The sequence below is a fragment of the uncultured Gelidibacter sp. genome (assembly GCF_947500795.1).
In the GTDB taxonomy this organism is placed as follows: Bacteria; Bacteroidota; Bacteroidia; order Flavobacteriales; family Flavobacteriaceae; genus Gelidibacter.
The window spans coordinates 313,278-329,612 of the sequence record NZ_CANMTE010000003.1 but is presented as its reverse complement, the minus strand read 5'-3'; the positions used below and the strand labels follow the sequence as shown (position 1 = coordinate 329,612).

16 protein-coding genes are annotated in these 16,335 nt (G+C 36.4%); 9 read left to right on the top strand and 7 right to left on the bottom strand.

Annotated elements, in window-relative coordinates:
- Positions 1-10: 10 nt before the first annotated feature.
- The 3 genes from Q0947_RS09335 to Q0947_RS09325 all read right to left on the bottom strand — a co-directional run bounded on the left by Q0947_RS09335 (position 11) and on the right by Q0947_RS09325 (position 3,071).
- Positions 11-301, bottom strand: coding sequence for a carboxypeptidase-like regulatory domain-containing protein (locus Q0947_RS09335; RefSeq protein ID WP_299396247.1), 291 nt, complete (start codon positions 299-301; stop codon positions 11-13).
- A gap of 471 nt (positions 302-772) precedes the next feature.
- Positions 773-1,957, bottom strand: a complete 1,185-nt coding sequence (locus tag Q0947_RS09330) for a pyridoxal phosphate-dependent aminotransferase (protein ID WP_299396242.1) — start codon at positions 1,955-1,957, stop codon at positions 773-775.
- Positions 1,958-1,970: 13 nt separating this feature from the next.
- Positions 1,971-3,071 carry an acyl-CoA desaturase gene (locus tag Q0947_RS09325; protein WP_299396239.1) on the bottom strand — a complete coding sequence of 367 codons (1,101 nt, stop codon included), beginning with the start codon at positions 3,069-3,071 and terminating at the stop codon, positions 1,971-1,973.
- Between the two features lie 147 nt (positions 3,072-3,218).
- Here Q0947_RS09325 and rsmG point away from each other — a divergent pair, with 147 nt between their 5' ends.
- Positions 3,219-3,848, top strand: a complete 630-nt coding sequence (gene rsmG / locus Q0947_RS09320; protein ID WP_299396235.1) for a 16S rRNA (guanine(527)-N(7))-methyltransferase RsmG — start codon at positions 3,219-3,221, stop codon at positions 3,846-3,848.
- 105 nt (positions 3,849-3,953) lie between these two features.
- On the opposite strand, the gene pruA is transcribed toward rsmG, so the two are convergent.
- The 3 genes from pruA to Q0947_RS09305 all read right to left on the bottom strand — a co-directional run bounded on the left by pruA (position 3,954) and on the right by Q0947_RS09305 (position 7,640).
- Complete coding sequence (gene pruA / locus Q0947_RS09315; RefSeq protein WP_299396231.1) at positions 3,954-5,579, bottom strand: L-glutamate gamma-semialdehyde dehydrogenase; 1,626 nt, start codon at positions 5,577-5,579, stop codon at positions 3,954-3,956.
- A gap of 320 nt (positions 5,580-5,899) precedes the next feature.
- Entirely contained in the window at positions 5,900-6,286 is a 387-nt protein-coding gene (gene apaG, locus Q0947_RS09310; protein ID WP_299396226.1) for a Co2+/Mg2+ efflux protein ApaG, read from the bottom strand.
- Positions 6,287-6,389: 103 nt separating this feature from the next.
- Positions 6,390-7,640, bottom strand: coding sequence for a DUF5103 domain-containing protein (locus Q0947_RS09305; protein ID WP_299396220.1), 1,251 nt, complete (start codon positions 7,638-7,640; stop codon positions 6,390-6,392).
- 179 nt (positions 7,641-7,819) lie between these two features.
- Here Q0947_RS09305 and Q0947_RS09300 point away from each other — a divergent pair, with 179 nt between their 5' ends.
- The 6 genes from Q0947_RS09300 (at position 7,820) to nqrF (ending at position 13,994) form a co-directional block, all read left to right on the top strand.
- On the top strand, positions 7,820-9,175 hold the full coding sequence (locus Q0947_RS09300) for a Na(+)-translocating NADH-quinone reductase subunit A (RefSeq protein WP_299396217.1): 1,356 nt from the start codon (positions 7,820-7,822) through the stop codon (positions 9,173-9,175).
- A 2-nt stretch (positions 9,176-9,177) separates the two neighbouring features.
- Positions 9,178-10,401, top strand: a complete 1,224-nt coding sequence (locus Q0947_RS09295; protein ID WP_299396213.1) for an NADH:ubiquinone reductase (Na(+)-transporting) subunit B — start codon at positions 9,178-9,180, stop codon at positions 10,399-10,401.
- A 2-nt stretch (positions 10,402-10,403) separates the two neighbouring features.
- On the top strand, positions 10,404-11,195 hold the full coding sequence (locus Q0947_RS09290; RefSeq protein ID WP_299396209.1) for a Na(+)-translocating NADH-quinone reductase subunit C: 792 nt from the start codon (positions 10,404-10,406) through the stop codon (positions 11,193-11,195).
- Positions 11,196-11,198: 3 nt separating this feature from the next.
- Positions 11,199-11,849, top strand: coding sequence for an NADH:ubiquinone reductase (Na(+)-transporting) subunit D (locus Q0947_RS09285; RefSeq protein WP_299396204.1), 651 nt, complete (start codon positions 11,199-11,201; stop codon positions 11,847-11,849).
- A gap of 98 nt (positions 11,850-11,947) precedes the next feature.
- Complete coding sequence (gene nqrE / locus Q0947_RS09280; RefSeq protein ID WP_299396200.1) at positions 11,948-12,682, top strand: NADH:ubiquinone reductase (Na(+)-transporting) subunit E; 735 nt, start codon at positions 11,948-11,950, stop codon at positions 12,680-12,682.
- Positions 12,683-12,686: 4 nt separating this feature from the next.
- Positions 12,687-13,994, top strand: a complete 1,308-nt coding sequence (nqrF, locus tag Q0947_RS09275; RefSeq protein WP_299396707.1) for an NADH:ubiquinone reductase (Na(+)-transporting) subunit F — start codon at positions 12,687-12,689, stop codon at positions 13,992-13,994.
- A gap of 85 nt (positions 13,995-14,079) precedes the next feature.
- Here nqrF and Q0947_RS09270 read toward each other — a convergent pair whose 3' ends face one another.
- On the bottom strand, positions 14,080-14,538 hold the full coding sequence (locus Q0947_RS09270) for a Na(+)-translocating NADH-quinone reductase subunit F (RefSeq protein ID WP_299396195.1): 459 nt from the start codon (positions 14,536-14,538) through the stop codon (positions 14,080-14,082).
- A gap of 216 nt (positions 14,539-14,754) precedes the next feature.
- On the opposite strand from Q0947_RS09270, the gene Q0947_RS09265 reads away from it, so the two are divergent.
- Positions 14,755-15,132, top strand: a complete 378-nt coding sequence (locus Q0947_RS09265) for a Na(+)-translocating NADH-quinone reductase subunit F (protein ID WP_299396191.1) — start codon at positions 14,755-14,757, stop codon at positions 15,130-15,132.
- Positions 15,133-15,141: 9 nt separating this feature from the next.
- On the top strand, positions 15,142-16,167 hold the full coding sequence (locus Q0947_RS09260) for an FAD:protein FMN transferase (protein ID WP_299396187.1): 1,026 nt from the start codon (positions 15,142-15,144) through the stop codon (positions 16,165-16,167).
- The last annotated feature ends 168 nt before the right edge of the window (positions 16,168-16,335 follow it).

The window sequence follows — 16,335 nt, the reverse complement described above, 5'->3', positions numbered from 1 at the left end:
CAGCGGCATCTTAAGCCAAAGTTGTGTTGATTGTGTTAGAGGTGCCTACAGTGACTTCTTTGGTTTTTAGTCCTACGAAAGTGAATGATAACACATCACCCGCTTTAGCGTTTATGGAATAACGACCATCAAAATCGGTTTGGGTTCCTGTGGTTGTTCCCTTGACCAAAATATTTACTCCAGCCAATGGAATACCAGATTCGTCAGAAACTGTTCCCGAAATTGTTTTTTGTTGCGCAAATGTAATTTGAGCAACCAACACTAAACATAGTGTTAGAATTAGACTAAATTTTGTTTTCATTATAAAATGGTTAGAATTATGGAAACAAATAAAACGATAAAATGCATACAAAACAATGCGGAATGTTAAATAATCTAAATATTAACAAAAAAAACGTTAAAGTGTTGCGGATGTTTTAATCATAAAATCAAAATAGGATAATATAAAAACCTAAAAATCAAATGGTTGTGATTGATTTATTTTGATATTAACATTTGTAGCTGAGAGCAAAAAACTAGAAATTTTGAAGACAGTAAGGGTTTGGTTTGTAGTGGGTTACGACAGGTAATTTGATGCGGTTTTTTCAGTATTTACAGTACTTTCAGAAGGGTGAATGGTAGAATTTGTGATATTGTTGAATTTTGGGAAAACAGGCTATAAAATTTGTAAAATGGAAAAACTGTTACTACATCGATTGAGTTTGAAATTTATATGAACAAAAAAGCCACTTTAAAAGTGGCTTCTTCAATATCAAATAAAAACGGTTAAAGTCTAGCTTAGTGCTGCCTTAATACGTTTCATAGCTTCTATAATTTGTTCTTGAGAGGCTGCGTATGAAATTCTAATACAATCAGGATTTCCGAATGCACCACCATCAACCGTTGCAACAAGGGCTTCTTCCAATAAATATAGTGAGAAATCCGAAGCATTAGTGATCGTTTTTCCTCTCAACGTCTTTCCAAAATAGTAGGATATGTTAGGGAACACATAAAATGCACCTTCTGGAACGTTGGTCTTAAAACCTTCAATGTCCTGAAGAAGATCAAGGACCAAATCACGACGGATTTTAAATTCGTCAATCATAAATTGAACGCGAGAAGGCGATTCATTTAACGCAGTAATTACAGCGCGTTGTGCTATACAGTTAGCACCGCTTGTAATTTGACCTTGCATTTTGTTGCAAGCGCGAGCAATTTTTTCAGGACCACCAATATAACCAATACGCCAGCCCGTCATTGCAAATGCTTTAGAAACGCCATTTACAGTTACGGTACGGTCATACATATCTTCAAACTGTGCCATGCTTGCGTGTTGGCCAGAGAAATTGATATGCTCGTAGATTTCATCTGAAACCACAATGATATTCGGGTGTTTTGCTAAGACATCTGCTAAAGCACGTAACTCTTCCTTGCTATAAACAGATCCACTTGGGTTGCAAGGAGAACTGTACCAAAGCATTTTCGTTTTCGGTGTAATCGCAGCTTCCAATTGCTCTGGTGTCATTTTAAAATCAGTAGCAATGGTTGTTGGTACTTCAACAGGAACCCCATCGTTTAATTTTACTAAATCAGCATAGCTAACCCAATATGGACAAGGTAAAATAACTTCATCACCATCATTAAGGATAACGGCAGCAAGATTAGCGAGCGATTGTTTCGCACCTGTAGACACCACAATTTGATTGTGATTATAAGTAAGGCCGTTGTCACGTTTAAATTTTGTGATAATAGCATCTTTCAGTTCCACATACCCATCAACAGGAGAGTAAGAACTGTAGTTGTCATTGATGGCTTGTATTGCCGCTTCTTTTATAAAATCTGGAGTGTTGAAATCTGGTTCGCCAAGGCTTAAACCAATGATATCTTTTCCTTCTGCTCTTAATTCTCTTGCTTTAGCGGCCATTGCTAAAGTAGCAGATGTGGACATATTTAAAATTCTATCCGAAAGTAAATTCATTTGTAGGTTGTGATTAAGATTGTAACGCAGGATTAAGGCCCATTTCTTTTAGATATCTGAAATGTGCGATAATTGCTTTACGAGTAGTTTTGTATTCTTTATATGGGAGGTCGAATTCCAAAGCAGTTTCCTTAACTATTTTAGAAATTTTAGTGTAATGCACGTGGCTAATGTGTGGAAAGATGTGGTGTTCCACTTGATGGTTCAATCCGCCAGTAAACCAGTTTACAATTTTGTTTTTTGTACCAAAATTGATCGTGTTTTGTAATTGGTGGATGGCCCATGAATTTTTCATCGTCCCATTTTCTTCTGGTAATGGCATTTCAGCATCTTCCATAACATGTGCTAATTGGAAAACTACACTTAAAATAAGTCCAGCTACATAATGCATTATGAAAAATCCAAGAAGTACTTGCCACCATGGAATATCAGTAAGCACCATTGGTAATACAATCCAGATAGAAACATAAATAATTTTTGAAATCACAAGCTTACTCCATTCTGTTCTAGGATTAGGGAATTTACCGTAAGATAATTTACGCTTTAAATAGCGTTTCATTTGAAGGTAATCAGTTGTAATAGCCCAGTTGATGGTCAATAAGCCATAAAGCAATACTGAATAATAATGTTGAAATTTATGGTGTTTGTGCCACTCCGCGTGTTTAGAAAAACGTAAAATTCTACCTGCTTCTAAATCTTCATCATGCCCATGGATGTTAGTATAGGTATGGTGAAGCACGTTGTGTTGTACCTTCCAGTTGTAAACGTTACCTGCTAAAATATAGATGCTGCTGCCCATTAAACGGTTTACCCATTCTTTATTTGAAAAAGCACCATGATTGCCGTCATGCATCACATTCATACCAACACCAGCCATGCCTATTCCCATAACAATGGTTAAAAGAAGCATTGCCCATGAAGGTAAATCGAGCGTTAGTATTAGAAAATAAGGCGTCAAGAACAAAGAAAACATTACAACGGTCTTTACCCATAATTGCCAGTTTCCTGTACGCTTAATGTTATTATCTTTAAAATAATCGTTAACGCGTTTGTTTAATGTTCTGAAAAATTTAGCCGAATCGGTTCTGGAGAAGGAAAGAGTTTGTTCTGTCATTTAGTTGTAATTTACTGTGATAGCTTCAATAATCAGGCCATCATAAAGGGAAAACACAAAGATAATCATTTATTGTGGCGATGATGATAAGAATATGCTAAAAATAACTATATAAAATTACCTATTTTTGCAAAAAAATTAAGCAGAATGCAACTTATTCAACAATATTTTCCTGACTTGTCAGAAACCCAGGTGAAGCAATTTGAGCAACTTGAAGAACTTTACAAAGATTGGAACCTTAAAATTAACGTGGTGTCACGCAAGGATATAGATGAATTGTACTTAAGGCATGTGCTCCATTCTTTGGCTATTGCTAAATTCATTTCCTTTAAGCCAGGATCTAAAGTGATGGATGTTGGAACGGGTGGCGGTTTTCCTGGAATTCCATTAGCTATTATGTTTCCTGAAACTAATTTTCACTTGGTGGATAGTATTGCGAAAAAGCTGAAAGTTGTTGATGAAGTCGTTGAAGGTTTGCAATTGACCAATGTGAAAACCTCGCACTGTCGTGTGGAAGAGATCAAGGATACCTATGATTTTATTGTAAGTAGGGCAGTGGCTGCAATGCCAACATTTGTGCATTGGGTGAAAGATAGAGTGGCTAAAAAACAAAAACATGACCTTAAAAACGGGATTATCTATTTAAAAGGTGGCGATTTGGCTGAAGAGCTGGTGGATTTTCCAAAAGCTACCGTGTATGATCTTACTGAATATTATAAAGAAGAATTTTTCGAGACCAAGAAACTCGTTCACTTGCCTTTAAAATATAAAGGCTAATTTAAAATCTGCCATTAAGAATGATGGCTAAATTTTAAAAATATCTTAGAAACAAAAAATCCCTAAACGAAAGTCTAGGGATTTTTTTTATAACTATTACTTAGATTATCCTAAAAATGGATAACGGTAATCTGTTGGTGTTACAAATGTTTCTTTTACCATTCTTGGAGAAACCCAACGCAACAAGTTTTGTGCACTTCCTGCCTTGTCATTTGTTCCTGATGCTCTTGCGCCTCCAAAAGGTTGTTGGCCAACAACAGCTCCAGTTGGTTTGTCGTTAATGTAGAAGTTACCAGCTGAATTTTGAAGCGCTTTGGTAGCTTCGTCAATTGCATAACGATCAGTTGCGATGATGGCGCCTGTTAATGCGTATTCACTTGTTTCGTCAACCAATTTCAGGGTTTTGCTGTAGTCTTTATCTTCATATACATACACTGTCATAACAGGTCCGAAAAGTTCGGTTGTCATAGTGCTGTATTTTGGATCCGTAGTTTCGATAACTGTTGGTTCAATAAAATACCCTTTGCTCTTATCGTAGTTTCCACCTGAAATAATCGTAGCGTTTTTATCTTTTTTAGCTTGATCAATAAAACTAGCCAATTTATCAAACGACGCTTCATGGATTACTGCAGTCATGAAATTACTCATGTCTTCTGGAGAACCAAGCGTGATGGTTTTTAGATCTTCAATTACATAATCCTTCACTTCACTCCAAATACTTTTTGAAATATAAGCTCTTGATGCTGCGCTACATTTTTGACCTTGGAATTCAAATGCACCTCTAACAATAGCGGTTGCTACTTGTTTAGGATTTGCTGTTTTATGAGCTACGATAAAATCTTTACCACCTGTTTCTCCAACAATTCTTGGGTAGGTTTTATATTTTTCAATGTTGTTACCAATTTGTTTCCACAAGCTTTGGAATACACTTGTTGAACCCGTATAATGCAATCCAGAAAAATCAGGACTCGCCATAACGCTTTCAGTAATCATTGCAGCATCACCAAACACAACGTTGATAACTCCTGCAGGAACGCCTGCTTCTTCAAAGATGTCCATGATCACTTTTGCAGAATAAATCTGATGATTACTAGGTTTCCAAATCACCACATTCCCCATCAACGCCATACATGATGGTAAGTTACCAGCAATAGCGGTAAAGTTGAATGGTGTAACTGCGTATGTGAATCCTTCTAAAGGTCTGTATTCAATTCGGTTCCATGCATCACTCGTACTTGCAGGTTGGTCATTGTAGATTTCAGTCATAAACTGAACGTTGAACCTTAAAAAGTCGATCAATTCACATGCAGAATCAATTTCTGCTTGGTGGATTGTTTTAGATTGAGCAATCATTGTTGCTGCGTTGATTTTTGCACGGTAAGGACCAGCAATCAATTCTGCAGCTTTTAAGAAAATACCAGCACGGTGTTCCCAAGGTAAATTAGCCCATGTTTTTCTAGCTTCCAAAGCCGTTGCAATAGCTTCTTCAACATGTTTCTTTTCAGCCAAGTGGTATGTTCCAACAACATGCTTGTGGTCATGCGGAGGAGACATGGTATTGGTGTTGTTCGTTTTTACGTATTTACCGTTAATATATAGTGGTACATCAACTTTGCTATTGTACATTTTTGCATATTCTGCTAGAACAGCTTCACGTTCAGCCGATCCTGGAGCGTATGTCTTTACAGGTTCATTTACTGCTACTGGTACCTTGAAAAATCCTTTTCCCATGAGTATTTAAGTTTGATAGTTTAAAAATTTAAGTCCCAAAGGTACAAAAATTGAATCTTTTATGGGGTGATGAGTTACTAAAAGGACGTTAAAAATAGTGTGTGTCAAAACGGGTTTGGAAGCTGGGCGTCAATTACGTGTGTTTGGGGAGATTTCCGGAATAATTTGCGATTGAAATTGGTTTTAAACTTTTGAAGTTGTGGAACTCGTGTCTATTAAAAGAACGCGTAAGGAAAACTGAAGAAGAACTTGATTATGGAGCAGGCGAAGTGATGTAGAAGCTTTAAATGTATCGAGTGTTAAGCTAATACAGATCTATTTTAATTCAATGCAAATGGTGCGCTCAATTTAAATGAAGGAATAAATACTTTAAATTTATTAGATGTTGTAAAGTTGACCATATTGTAATAGCCATGCATGGCTCCAAAAGGAGATGATAACAAACAGCCTGATCTATACGTGTGAAATTCGCCGGGCTTTAGAATTGGTTTTTTGCCAATGACGCCTTCGCCTTCAATGATTTCGTTATTGTTCAGTGCATCCATTATTCGCCAATGCCGTGACGTTAATTGTACAGCATCTTTACTCTGGTTCTCGATCGTGACTTTGTAACCGAAAGCGTAATGAACTTTGTAATTTTTATAAAAAGTACCTTCAAAAATGGTTTCTACGGTTATCTTTATGCCACTTGTAACTTGTTGGACCATAATAAAATAATCTTTAGGTATTTGCTAAAATATGATTTTTTATGAGAATTTAATAATTTTTTATGGTTGGAGTTAGTTTGTCTGTTTTTTAGGGTCATCGCTTTTAATTTGAGATGTCAACAGATGTTGCTTCCCCCATACCAATTAACCGGTCATAACGGGCTCCTAAATCTCTATAATACACCAATACTTTATAGTTGTTTTCAGTTTGATAATAGTTGCCACTAATAGCACCCTCATTTAATGTGCCATTTCGGTCCGTCATCACATATTTATAATTGTAAAATCCTTGTTTCATTCGAAAAGCGCATTCGTATAGTCCGCTTTCTGAATTGTACTTTAGTTGGTTATCTGATTCTAAAGCGTAATTATTGAAATTCCCATACACGTAAAGCGCTTCCCCGTTTGTCAATTCCGGATGTTGCAGCGCGAAGTGCACCATGGTGTAATCTGCTTCTATGGAAACATCATCCGTATCTACGGCAGTAATCAAAAAATTACCGTTAATGTCCGGATTGTACGTGTAAATTTGGTTGACCCGTGGTGTGTTTATAAATAGGTAACTGTGATAAATGTCTTGTAAATCGATGAATTGAACCCTTGCATTGGCCGCTCTGACGTCTTTGTTTTCGAAGTATAAATATTCGTTGCCACCCCAAAAACTAGTTTCTGAAGTGTACTTATAAATCAATTGGTTGCCTAAGGTGTATTGTGGTTTAACATTAGAAATGGCAGTGTTGAGATTGTTGTTCTGAATAATCAAACTTTTGACATTTTCCAATGGATTGTTGAAGTTGAAATTACTGTTGTTGATCACAATATCTACCGATTGTTTTTTGTCAATATATTTCACATCCCTAGACCGTTTAACAGAAACTCCAACATTTACCAAATCTTCATAAATCATAAATTTTCTGGAGAAGACCAATTCATCCGAATCATTAAAAATACTGATAAGATAATTGCCCGTTACCAATAATCCACGTGTTTGTTGATTGGGAATTTGCAGCATATAATGGGAGTATATTTGGTAGGTATTGAACGAGTTTTTGTAATCTTGGATGCGTTGGTTGTCGAAACCTCTTAAATATTCAGATTTTACCAAGTTGGATGGCGTCCAATCATAATTATAATGCTCAATAACATAATAAAAATCAGGTTCAGTGCCAGAGAGCGCATCAAATTCCAATAAGAGCGGTTCTCCCAGTTTTATGATAGGCAATTGACTTTCATTGGTGCTGCCTTTAAAAGCAATGGTTTTTATGTAATTTGGCGGATTGACTTCTTCAACTTGTGAGAAGCCAAAAGCTGTAACGAATAAAAGGACTAGAAAAGGCTTAAAATATAAGGTCATCAAGATGCAATTTGAAAAGTAAAGATAAACAAAAATTACGCCGTAAAATTTCCGCAATCGATACCGTATAAATTTTATAACAATAATTATGAAATCTGTATTATAAATTTGTAAATTTGCACCGATTTTACTGTGATAAAATCGCTTTACTATAACTATTAACAAATAGACTTATAAACATGTCAAACGACATTAAGATTAAAAAAGGTCTCGATATCAAACTTAAGGGCGAAGCCGAAAAAACCACTGAAAAGGCGGTTTTGAGTAACTTTTATACTTTAAGACCTGAAGACTTCCACGGTGTTATTCCAAAATTAATTTTAAAAGAAGGTGCTAAGGTGAAAGCCGGAGAGCCTATTTTTTATGACAAATCCAATGAGGCAGTGAAATTCGTTTCACCAGTTTCAGGAGAGATTATTGAAATAGAGCGTGCAGAAAAGAGACGTATCGTAGGTATTAAAATCCAAGCTGATAAAGAGCAATCTTATCAAGATTATGGAAAATTTAATGTAGATGCAGTTGATGCTGAAACCGTTAAAGCGCATTTATTGGCATCGGGATGTTGGGCTTTTATCAAGCAGCGTCCTTATGACATTATTGCAAAACCGGACCGCGCTCCTAAAGCCATCTTCATTTCTGCATATGCTAGTGCTCCATTAGCTGCTGATCTTGATTATGTACTTCAAGGTAAAGAAGCTGAATTACAGGCGGCAATTACGGCGTTAGGTAAATTGACAGCAGGTAAGGTGCACGTGAGTGTTGGTAAAAAATCAAACTCACCGTTAGCTGGTCTTAAAGGTATCACACTTCATAAAGTTTCAGGCCCACATCCATCAGGGAATGTTGGTACGCAAATCAATAAAATTGACCCAGTAAATAAAGGCGAAGTTGTTTGGACTGTTGCAGCTCAAGACTTGGTTATTATTGGGGAATTGATACTAACAGGTAAGTTCAATGCAGAACGTATTGTGGCTCTTGTTGGATCTTCAGTTAAAAAACCACGTTACTTCGTTACTAAAATAGCAAGTGAGGTTTCTACAATGGTGTATGACAATGGCGTAGAGCAAAACGGTAACGATCGTATCATCTCTGGAAACGTATTGACAGGGAAGCGTGTTAAACCGGATGGTTATTTAGATTATTACAGTAACACAATTACTATTATTCCTGAAGGTGATGATTACGAGTTCTTCGGATGGAATAAGCCAGTTTTTGATAAAATTTCAAGCTCAAGAGCGTTGACGTTCTCTTGGTTGACTCCAAATAAGAAATATGATTTGGATACCAATACCAATGGGGAGCACCGTAATTTTGTGTTGACAGGAAGTTATGAGGAAGTTTTTCCTTTAGATATCTATCCAATGCAAATTTTAAAATCTTGCTTGTATGAAGATTTAGATGAAATGGAAGCTTTAGGAATGTACGAAGTTGCACCTGAGGACTTTGCATTGACTGAATTTGTGTGTGTTTCTAAACAACCGCACCAACAAATTATCAGAAAAGGTTTGGACGTAATGATTAAAGAAATTGGTTAAACATGGGCTTGAAAAGTAATTTACATAGTTTAAAAGAAAAATACAGAGGTACCAAAATGGCGCCGGCGTTCAACGCGTTGCATACCTTTTTGTATGCTCCAAATGAAACAACGCACAGTGGTTCTCATATTAGAGTAGTGGACGATTTAAAACGAACAATGAACACGGTCATTATGGCTTTAGTTCCTTGTTTGATTTTTGGTATGTTCAATGCAGGTTACCAACATCATTTAGCATTAGGGGAAATTGGTCGTGCTGACGGATTTTTCAGTGCTATTTTCTGGTCTTGGGATAACTTAGTTATCGGCCTTTGGAAAGTATTGCCATTGGTGATCGTTTCTTACGGTGTTGGTTTGGCGATAGAATTTATTTTCGCAGTCATCAAAGGTCACGAGGTTGAAGAAGGTTACTTGGTAACTGGTATGTTAGTGCCTTTAATTGTTCCTGTTGATACACCACTTTGGATGCTTGCAGTAGCTGTAGCTTTTGGTGTTGTAATCGGTAAGGAAGTGTTTGGTGGTACAGGAATGAATATTCTTAACCCAGCATTAACTATCCGTGCGTTTTTATTCTTCGCTTATCCAACTTGGATGTCTGGAGATAAAGTATGGGTACACGGTGCTGTTGCTAGAGATAAAGCGATTGCAGCTGGACAAAATGTTGACGCTATTTCTGGTGAAACAGTATTGGGTAGTTTAGCTCAAAACCATGAGCCATCATATTCAGTAGCAGAGATGTTCTTCGGAATGATTCCAGGTTCAGTTGGTGAGACGTCTACAATGTTGATATTATTAGGTGCTTTATTCTTAATCTTTACAAAGATTGGAAGCTGGAGAATTATCGTATCAACGGTATTGGGAGCACTAACAATGGGCTTAATCTTCAATTTTGTTGTAGCGCAAGGATGGATTACTGAAAGTAGTAAATTCTTCGGATTGATGAACACAACATGGTGGCATCACTTGCTAATTGGTGGTTTCGCTTTTGGAGCTGTCTACATGGCAACTGACCCAGTTACAGGTTCTCAAACAAATATTGGAAAATGGTATTACGGATTCTTTATAGGATTTATTTCAATCTTAATCCGTGTGTTTAACCCTGCATACCCAGAAGGTGTTATGTTGGCGATATTATTAATGAATGTTTTTGCACCTACTATCGATCATTATGTGGTGCAAGGCAATGTGAAGAAAAGAATGAAACGTTTAAAAGTTAAAACGGCTTAAGAATGGAAAAGAGAACAGATAAAAATTCATATACCATACTATTCGCCGTAGTAATGGTGGTAGTAGTTGGAGCATTATTGGCCTTTACAGCGTCATCTTTGAAACCAAGTATTACTGAAAATCAGCGTTTGGAAAAACAGCAGAATATACTTTATGCATTAGGCATTAATGATAATGATGAATCCAATGCGGTATTTATATCCACTGCGAAAGCGCCTGAAGCATTTAAAAATAATGTGACAGACCAATTGGTAATTACAATTGATGCTAGTGGGAAAATTGTTAAGACTCAAACACGTGACGAGTATGTTGCAGAGACAAAACAAGAACCTTACCTGATTGATGTTAAAAAAGAACAGGAAAATGCAAAAAATGGCAAGAATAGAAAGCTTCCATTATTTGTTGGTCAGAGAGATGGTAACACCTATTATGTAGCTCCAATTTACGGAAAAGGACTTTGGGATGCTATTTGGGGATATGTTGCTGTAGATAAGGATATGGTAGTGCAAGGTGCTTACTTTGATCATAAAGGTGAAACTCCTGGATTAGGGGCAAACATCAAGCAACGTTATTTTATGGATGATTTTATTGGCGAACATTTATTGTCTGAAGATGGTGTCTTTAAAGGGATCACTGTAGCAAAAGGTAATGCTGATCCTAAAAATAATAATAAAACTGATAATGCGGTAGATGCTATTGCAGGTGCAACCATTACTGGTGACGGTGTAACAGCGATGATAAAAAGCGATTTAAAGCTTTACAAACCTTATTTTGACACTTTAAAAAACAATTAATCTATGGGACTTTTATCTAAAAAAGATACAAAATTAATTACTGATCCATTAGCTGACAATAACCCTATTACAATTCAGGTACTTGGAATCTGTTCCGCTTTAGCGATTACGGCTGAGTTGAAAGCTTCCATAGTAATGGCCGTTTCTGTATTGTTCGTATTGGGCATCGGAAACGTAGTGATCTCTTTATTAAGAAATGTTATTCCTTCTAAAATTAGAATTATTGTTCAACTTGTTGTAGTTGCTGCTTTAGTAATTATTGTTGACCAAGTGTTAAAAGCATTCGCTTACGAATTGAGTAAAACACTTTCTGTTTTCGTCGGATTAATTATTACTAACTGTATTATCATGGGTCGTTTTGAAGCGTTCGCTTTAGGAAATGGTCCTTGGCGTTCGTTCTTGGACGGTATTGGTAATGCTGCTGGTTATGGTGTGATATTAATTATTGTTGGTTTCTTCAGAGAGTTATTAGGTTCAGGAACTTTATTAGGATTCCCTGTATTAGGTAACCCAATTCCAGGAGAGCAAACAGGATTATACGCATTAGGATATGAGAATAACGGATTTATGTTATTATCGCCAATGGCACTAATTGTTATCGGTATCATTATCTGGATCCAACGTAGTAGAAACAAAGATTTAATAGAAGACTAAACTCAAATAGGCAGTCTTCAGTTGTCAAGTAACAGTTTAATGTTATTTGAATTATAAAACTTTAGGCACTTTAAGTACTAAAACTTATAACTTAAAAAATGGAACACTTAGAATTATTTTTTAAATCGATATTTATAGATAACATGGTATTTGCTACGTTCCTTGGGATGTGTTCTTACCTTGCGGTATCTAAAAAAGTAGCTACAGCAGTTGGTCTTGGTGCTGCGGTCATCTTCGTATTGGCCATTACAGTACCTTTAAACTGGTTGTTGGATCAATACATTTTGAAAGACGGCGCGTTAGTTTGGTTAGGTGAAGAATATGCAAGCTACGACTTGAGTTTCCTTTCCTTTATCATGTTTATCGCAACCATTGCAACAATGGTACAATTGGTAGAGATTGTTGTAGAGAAATTTTCACCTTCATTATATAATTCATTAGGTATTTTCTTACCTCTTATTGCGGTTAACTGTGCCATCTTGGGTGGTTCATTATTCATGCAATCAAGAGATATCCAAACCTTAGGATTGGCGTTTAACTACGGTGTGTCTTCAGGAATCGGTTGGTTCTTAGCAATTCTTACTATTGCTGCCATCCGTGAGAAAATAAGATATTCTAACGTTCCACCAGCATTAAGAGGTTTAGGGATCACGTTTATCATTACCGGATTAATGGCTATTGGTTTTATGAGCTTTGGAGGAATGCTAACTGGTGGCGATGAACCAGAAGTAGCTAAAGGAACTGTTGTACAAGAAGGAGATAAAGAACTATCTCAAATTGAAAAAACTACAGAAGATAAACAAACGTTGAACATCACTAAAGTAAACGAATAAGATGATTTTATTAGCAGCAGGAACCTTAGGTACCATTATAGCAACAGTAGCAGCCTTTTTAATAATCACGCTGGTATTGGTAACATTATTGCTCTTTGTAAAACAAAAGTTATCACCATCAGGACCGGTTAAAATCTTGATTAACGGTGAACGTGAGATAGAAGTATCTTCAGGTAATAGTTTACTATCTACACTTGGTAGTGAAAAAATATTCTTACCATCAGCTTGTGGTGGTGGTGGAACATGTATTCAATGTGAATGTCATGTATTATCAGGTGGAGGTGAAGCGCTTCCAACAGAAACACCTCACTTTACAAGAAAAGAATTACAACATGGTGCACGTTTATCATGTCAGGTAAAAGTAAAACAGGATATGGAAATTACCATTCCTGAGGAAGTATTCGGAATTAAAAAATGGGAAGCAACAGTTGTAAGAAATTATAACGTAGCATCTTTCATTAAAGAGTTTGTTGTTGAGATTCCAGAAGATATGGGCTACAAAGCAGGTGGGTATATCCAAATTGAAATTCCACCATGTACTATAAACTTCGCGGATATGGATATCACTGCGCATCCTGAAGAGCATGACAGACCAGATAAATTCCAAGAAGAATGGGACAAATTTAAATTGTGGCCATTGGTAATGAAAAATGAAGAAACTGTAGAGCGTGCTTATTCTATGGCTTCTTACCCTGCAGAAGGACGTGAAATTATGTTGAACGTTCGTATTGCAACACCTCCTTTTGATCGTGCTAAAAACGGTTGGATGGATGTGAACCCAGGTATCGCATCATCTTACATCTTTAATCAGAAAAAAGGTGATAAAGTAGTTATTTCAGGTCCTTACGGTGAATTCTTTATCAATGAATCTGAGGCAGAAATGTTATATGTTGGTGGTGGAGCTGGTATGGCGCCAATGCGTTCTCACTTGTACCACTTATTCAAAACCTTAAAAACAGGTCGTAAAGTAACATATTGGTATGGTGGTCGTTCTAAACGTGAGTTGTTCTACCTAGAGCATTTCCGTGAGTTAGAAAGAGATTTCCCTAACTTTAAATTTTACTTAGCCTTGTCTGAACCTTTGGAAGAAGATAATTGGCAAGTAAAAGAAAATATTGACGCTCCTGGAGATGGTTTCGTAGGATTTATTCACAACTGTGTTATTGATAACTACCTAAATCACCATGAATCACCAGAAGATATCGAATTGTATTTCTGTGGTCCTCCGTTGATGAACCAAGCGGTTCAAAAGATGGGTGAAGACTTCGGAATCCCAGATGAGAACATCAGATTTGACGACTTTGGTGGATAATCATTAAAATTGAATCTTAATTTTATATCATAGGTTCCTATTAGCATAGGAATTTAAAAACCCAACATGAAAGTGTTGGGTTTTTTTATACAATCATGTTTGTGATGTGGTGATTTTGTTCAGGATTATAATCAAAGATTTTAGAACAATCCATTACATTTTCGACGCCATCCAGCTCACATAGCAATGCAACTGTTGCACATAAGCCTTCAAAAAGTATGGACTTGTCTGTTGGGGATTTTGGTTTCCTTCCACCATGAAGTAAGGGTAAACTATAGCCACAAGCTTTAAGGAATGTGGCTTCAATTTGCAGTAATTCGAGAGGAGCATACCCATTAAATGTCCTTCCAATATTCTGATTTACCAAACCCACATAATTCAACTGTAACGATCCATGACGGTCGGAAAGATGTTTCCAGGCATCGGTATTGTCCAAAATATTTCCTACGGCACACTGCTGACAACATTCTGGGTGTAGTGTGTTGTTGTGAAACGCGGTGTATAGTTTCTTTAGCGCTTGTTCTAATCGGTATGAAGTGTTCATAATTAGAAGTTTGTGACTATTAAGATACTGAAAAAGCAATTTTAAATGAAGTCTTTAAAGAGTTTTAACAGTAACAAACGCTTGAATTTCCAAAAACTAAGATAATGGATGTTACAATTTCAAATCGTTCTAACCGAATTTTCCATTTTTTTTGATTTGTTATATTTTCTAATTTACTTAAGATCTTAATTGTTGGCATTATTGTATTTTTGCAACATGAGCAAAGCACTTACACCACAAGAACTACATAACCTCGCCATGAACCATGTCGGAAAGGATTTGGAGAAACGAGGCTTTGAATTTATAGCCATCAATAGCAAACTTAAAAGACATCCTCAATTTGTTTGTATTGATAAAAACAAGCAATATTTCTTTGTCATCGTTAAGGCGGTGATGCTTCCTGAGAACCCGAATAATTATGATATGATTTGGATGGAATCCTTCAAAAAACATGCAAGGGAAAAGGATGCGAAAGTTTTATATGCAGGTGTCGGCCTCGGTAATCCGAAAGGAGAAGATTTACCAGTTTATTTAAACGAAGAATACTTGATTGAATACAATGGCATTCAAGTGGTCGACACTAATCTGAATTAAAATCTGAAGATGAAAGAACCAAAAAGTATCCTGATGAATTTACTTAAACAGAGTCGAAACCTTTTTGGAATCCTATTTATCTTAGTTTTAGTCTCCTGTAAGCAAGAACCGAAAAACACTGTCATAACAGGTGCCATTTTTGGAACCACTTATGGTGTGCAATACCATTCTGAAGATAATGTAAACTATCAACGTCAAATTGATAGCTTATTTCAGGTGATCAATAATTCAATGTCGACGTACCAAGCAGATTCAGATATTTCAAAAATTAACCACAATGAAGGTGTTCGGGTGGATTCCCATTTCAAAATTGTATTTAATGCGTCGAAGGAAATTTATGAAGCTACTAACGGTGTTTTTGATCCGACAATAGGCGTTTTAGTCAACGCATGGGATTTTGGTCCCGAAGGAACAATAATTGCCTTAGACAGTCTTAAAATTGATAGTTTGATGGTGAGTGTTGGGTTGGATAAGGTGAATTTAAACAACAATAAAATCGTTAAAGACAATCCGAATACGTTTATCGATTTTAATGCGATTGCCAAAGGATATGGTGTAGATGTGATTGCAGAATTTCTCGAAAGTCAGAATATCAAAGATTATATTGTAGATATTGGCGGCGAAATTAGATGTAAAGGTCAGAATTTTGAAAAACAAAAACCTTGGAGAGTAGGTGTTGAATTGCCTCATTTTGATGGTGAACAATCCATTTTAAAAGTGATTGCCCTGCATGATGAAGCCATGGCCACATCTGGAACCTATCGAAAGTTTAAAACGGACAGTTTGGGAAATCGTTACTCTCATATTATCGATGCCCAAACGGGATATCCAAGTAAAACGAATTTGTTGAGTATTTCAGTAATTGCTGATGACTGTATGACCGCTGATGCCTACGCCACGGCATTTAAAGCTATGGGAATTGAAAAGGTGAAAGCCTTTTTAGCAACTCACCCAGAATTAAAAGTATTCTTGATTTTTGAAAATGATAAAAGGGAATTGGAAACGCTATCCCTAAACGGTTTCCCTGAAGATTAATTTATTTTGTCATTCCGACAAAGGAGGAATCCCATAATCAAGCACTATAGAATCGTTACAGAAATTGCCCTCCATAAATATTAGCAACAATTTGTCATTCCGACAAAGGAGGAATCCCATAATCAAGCACTATAGTATTCGTTACAGTAAACGGCTTCTATCAAGATT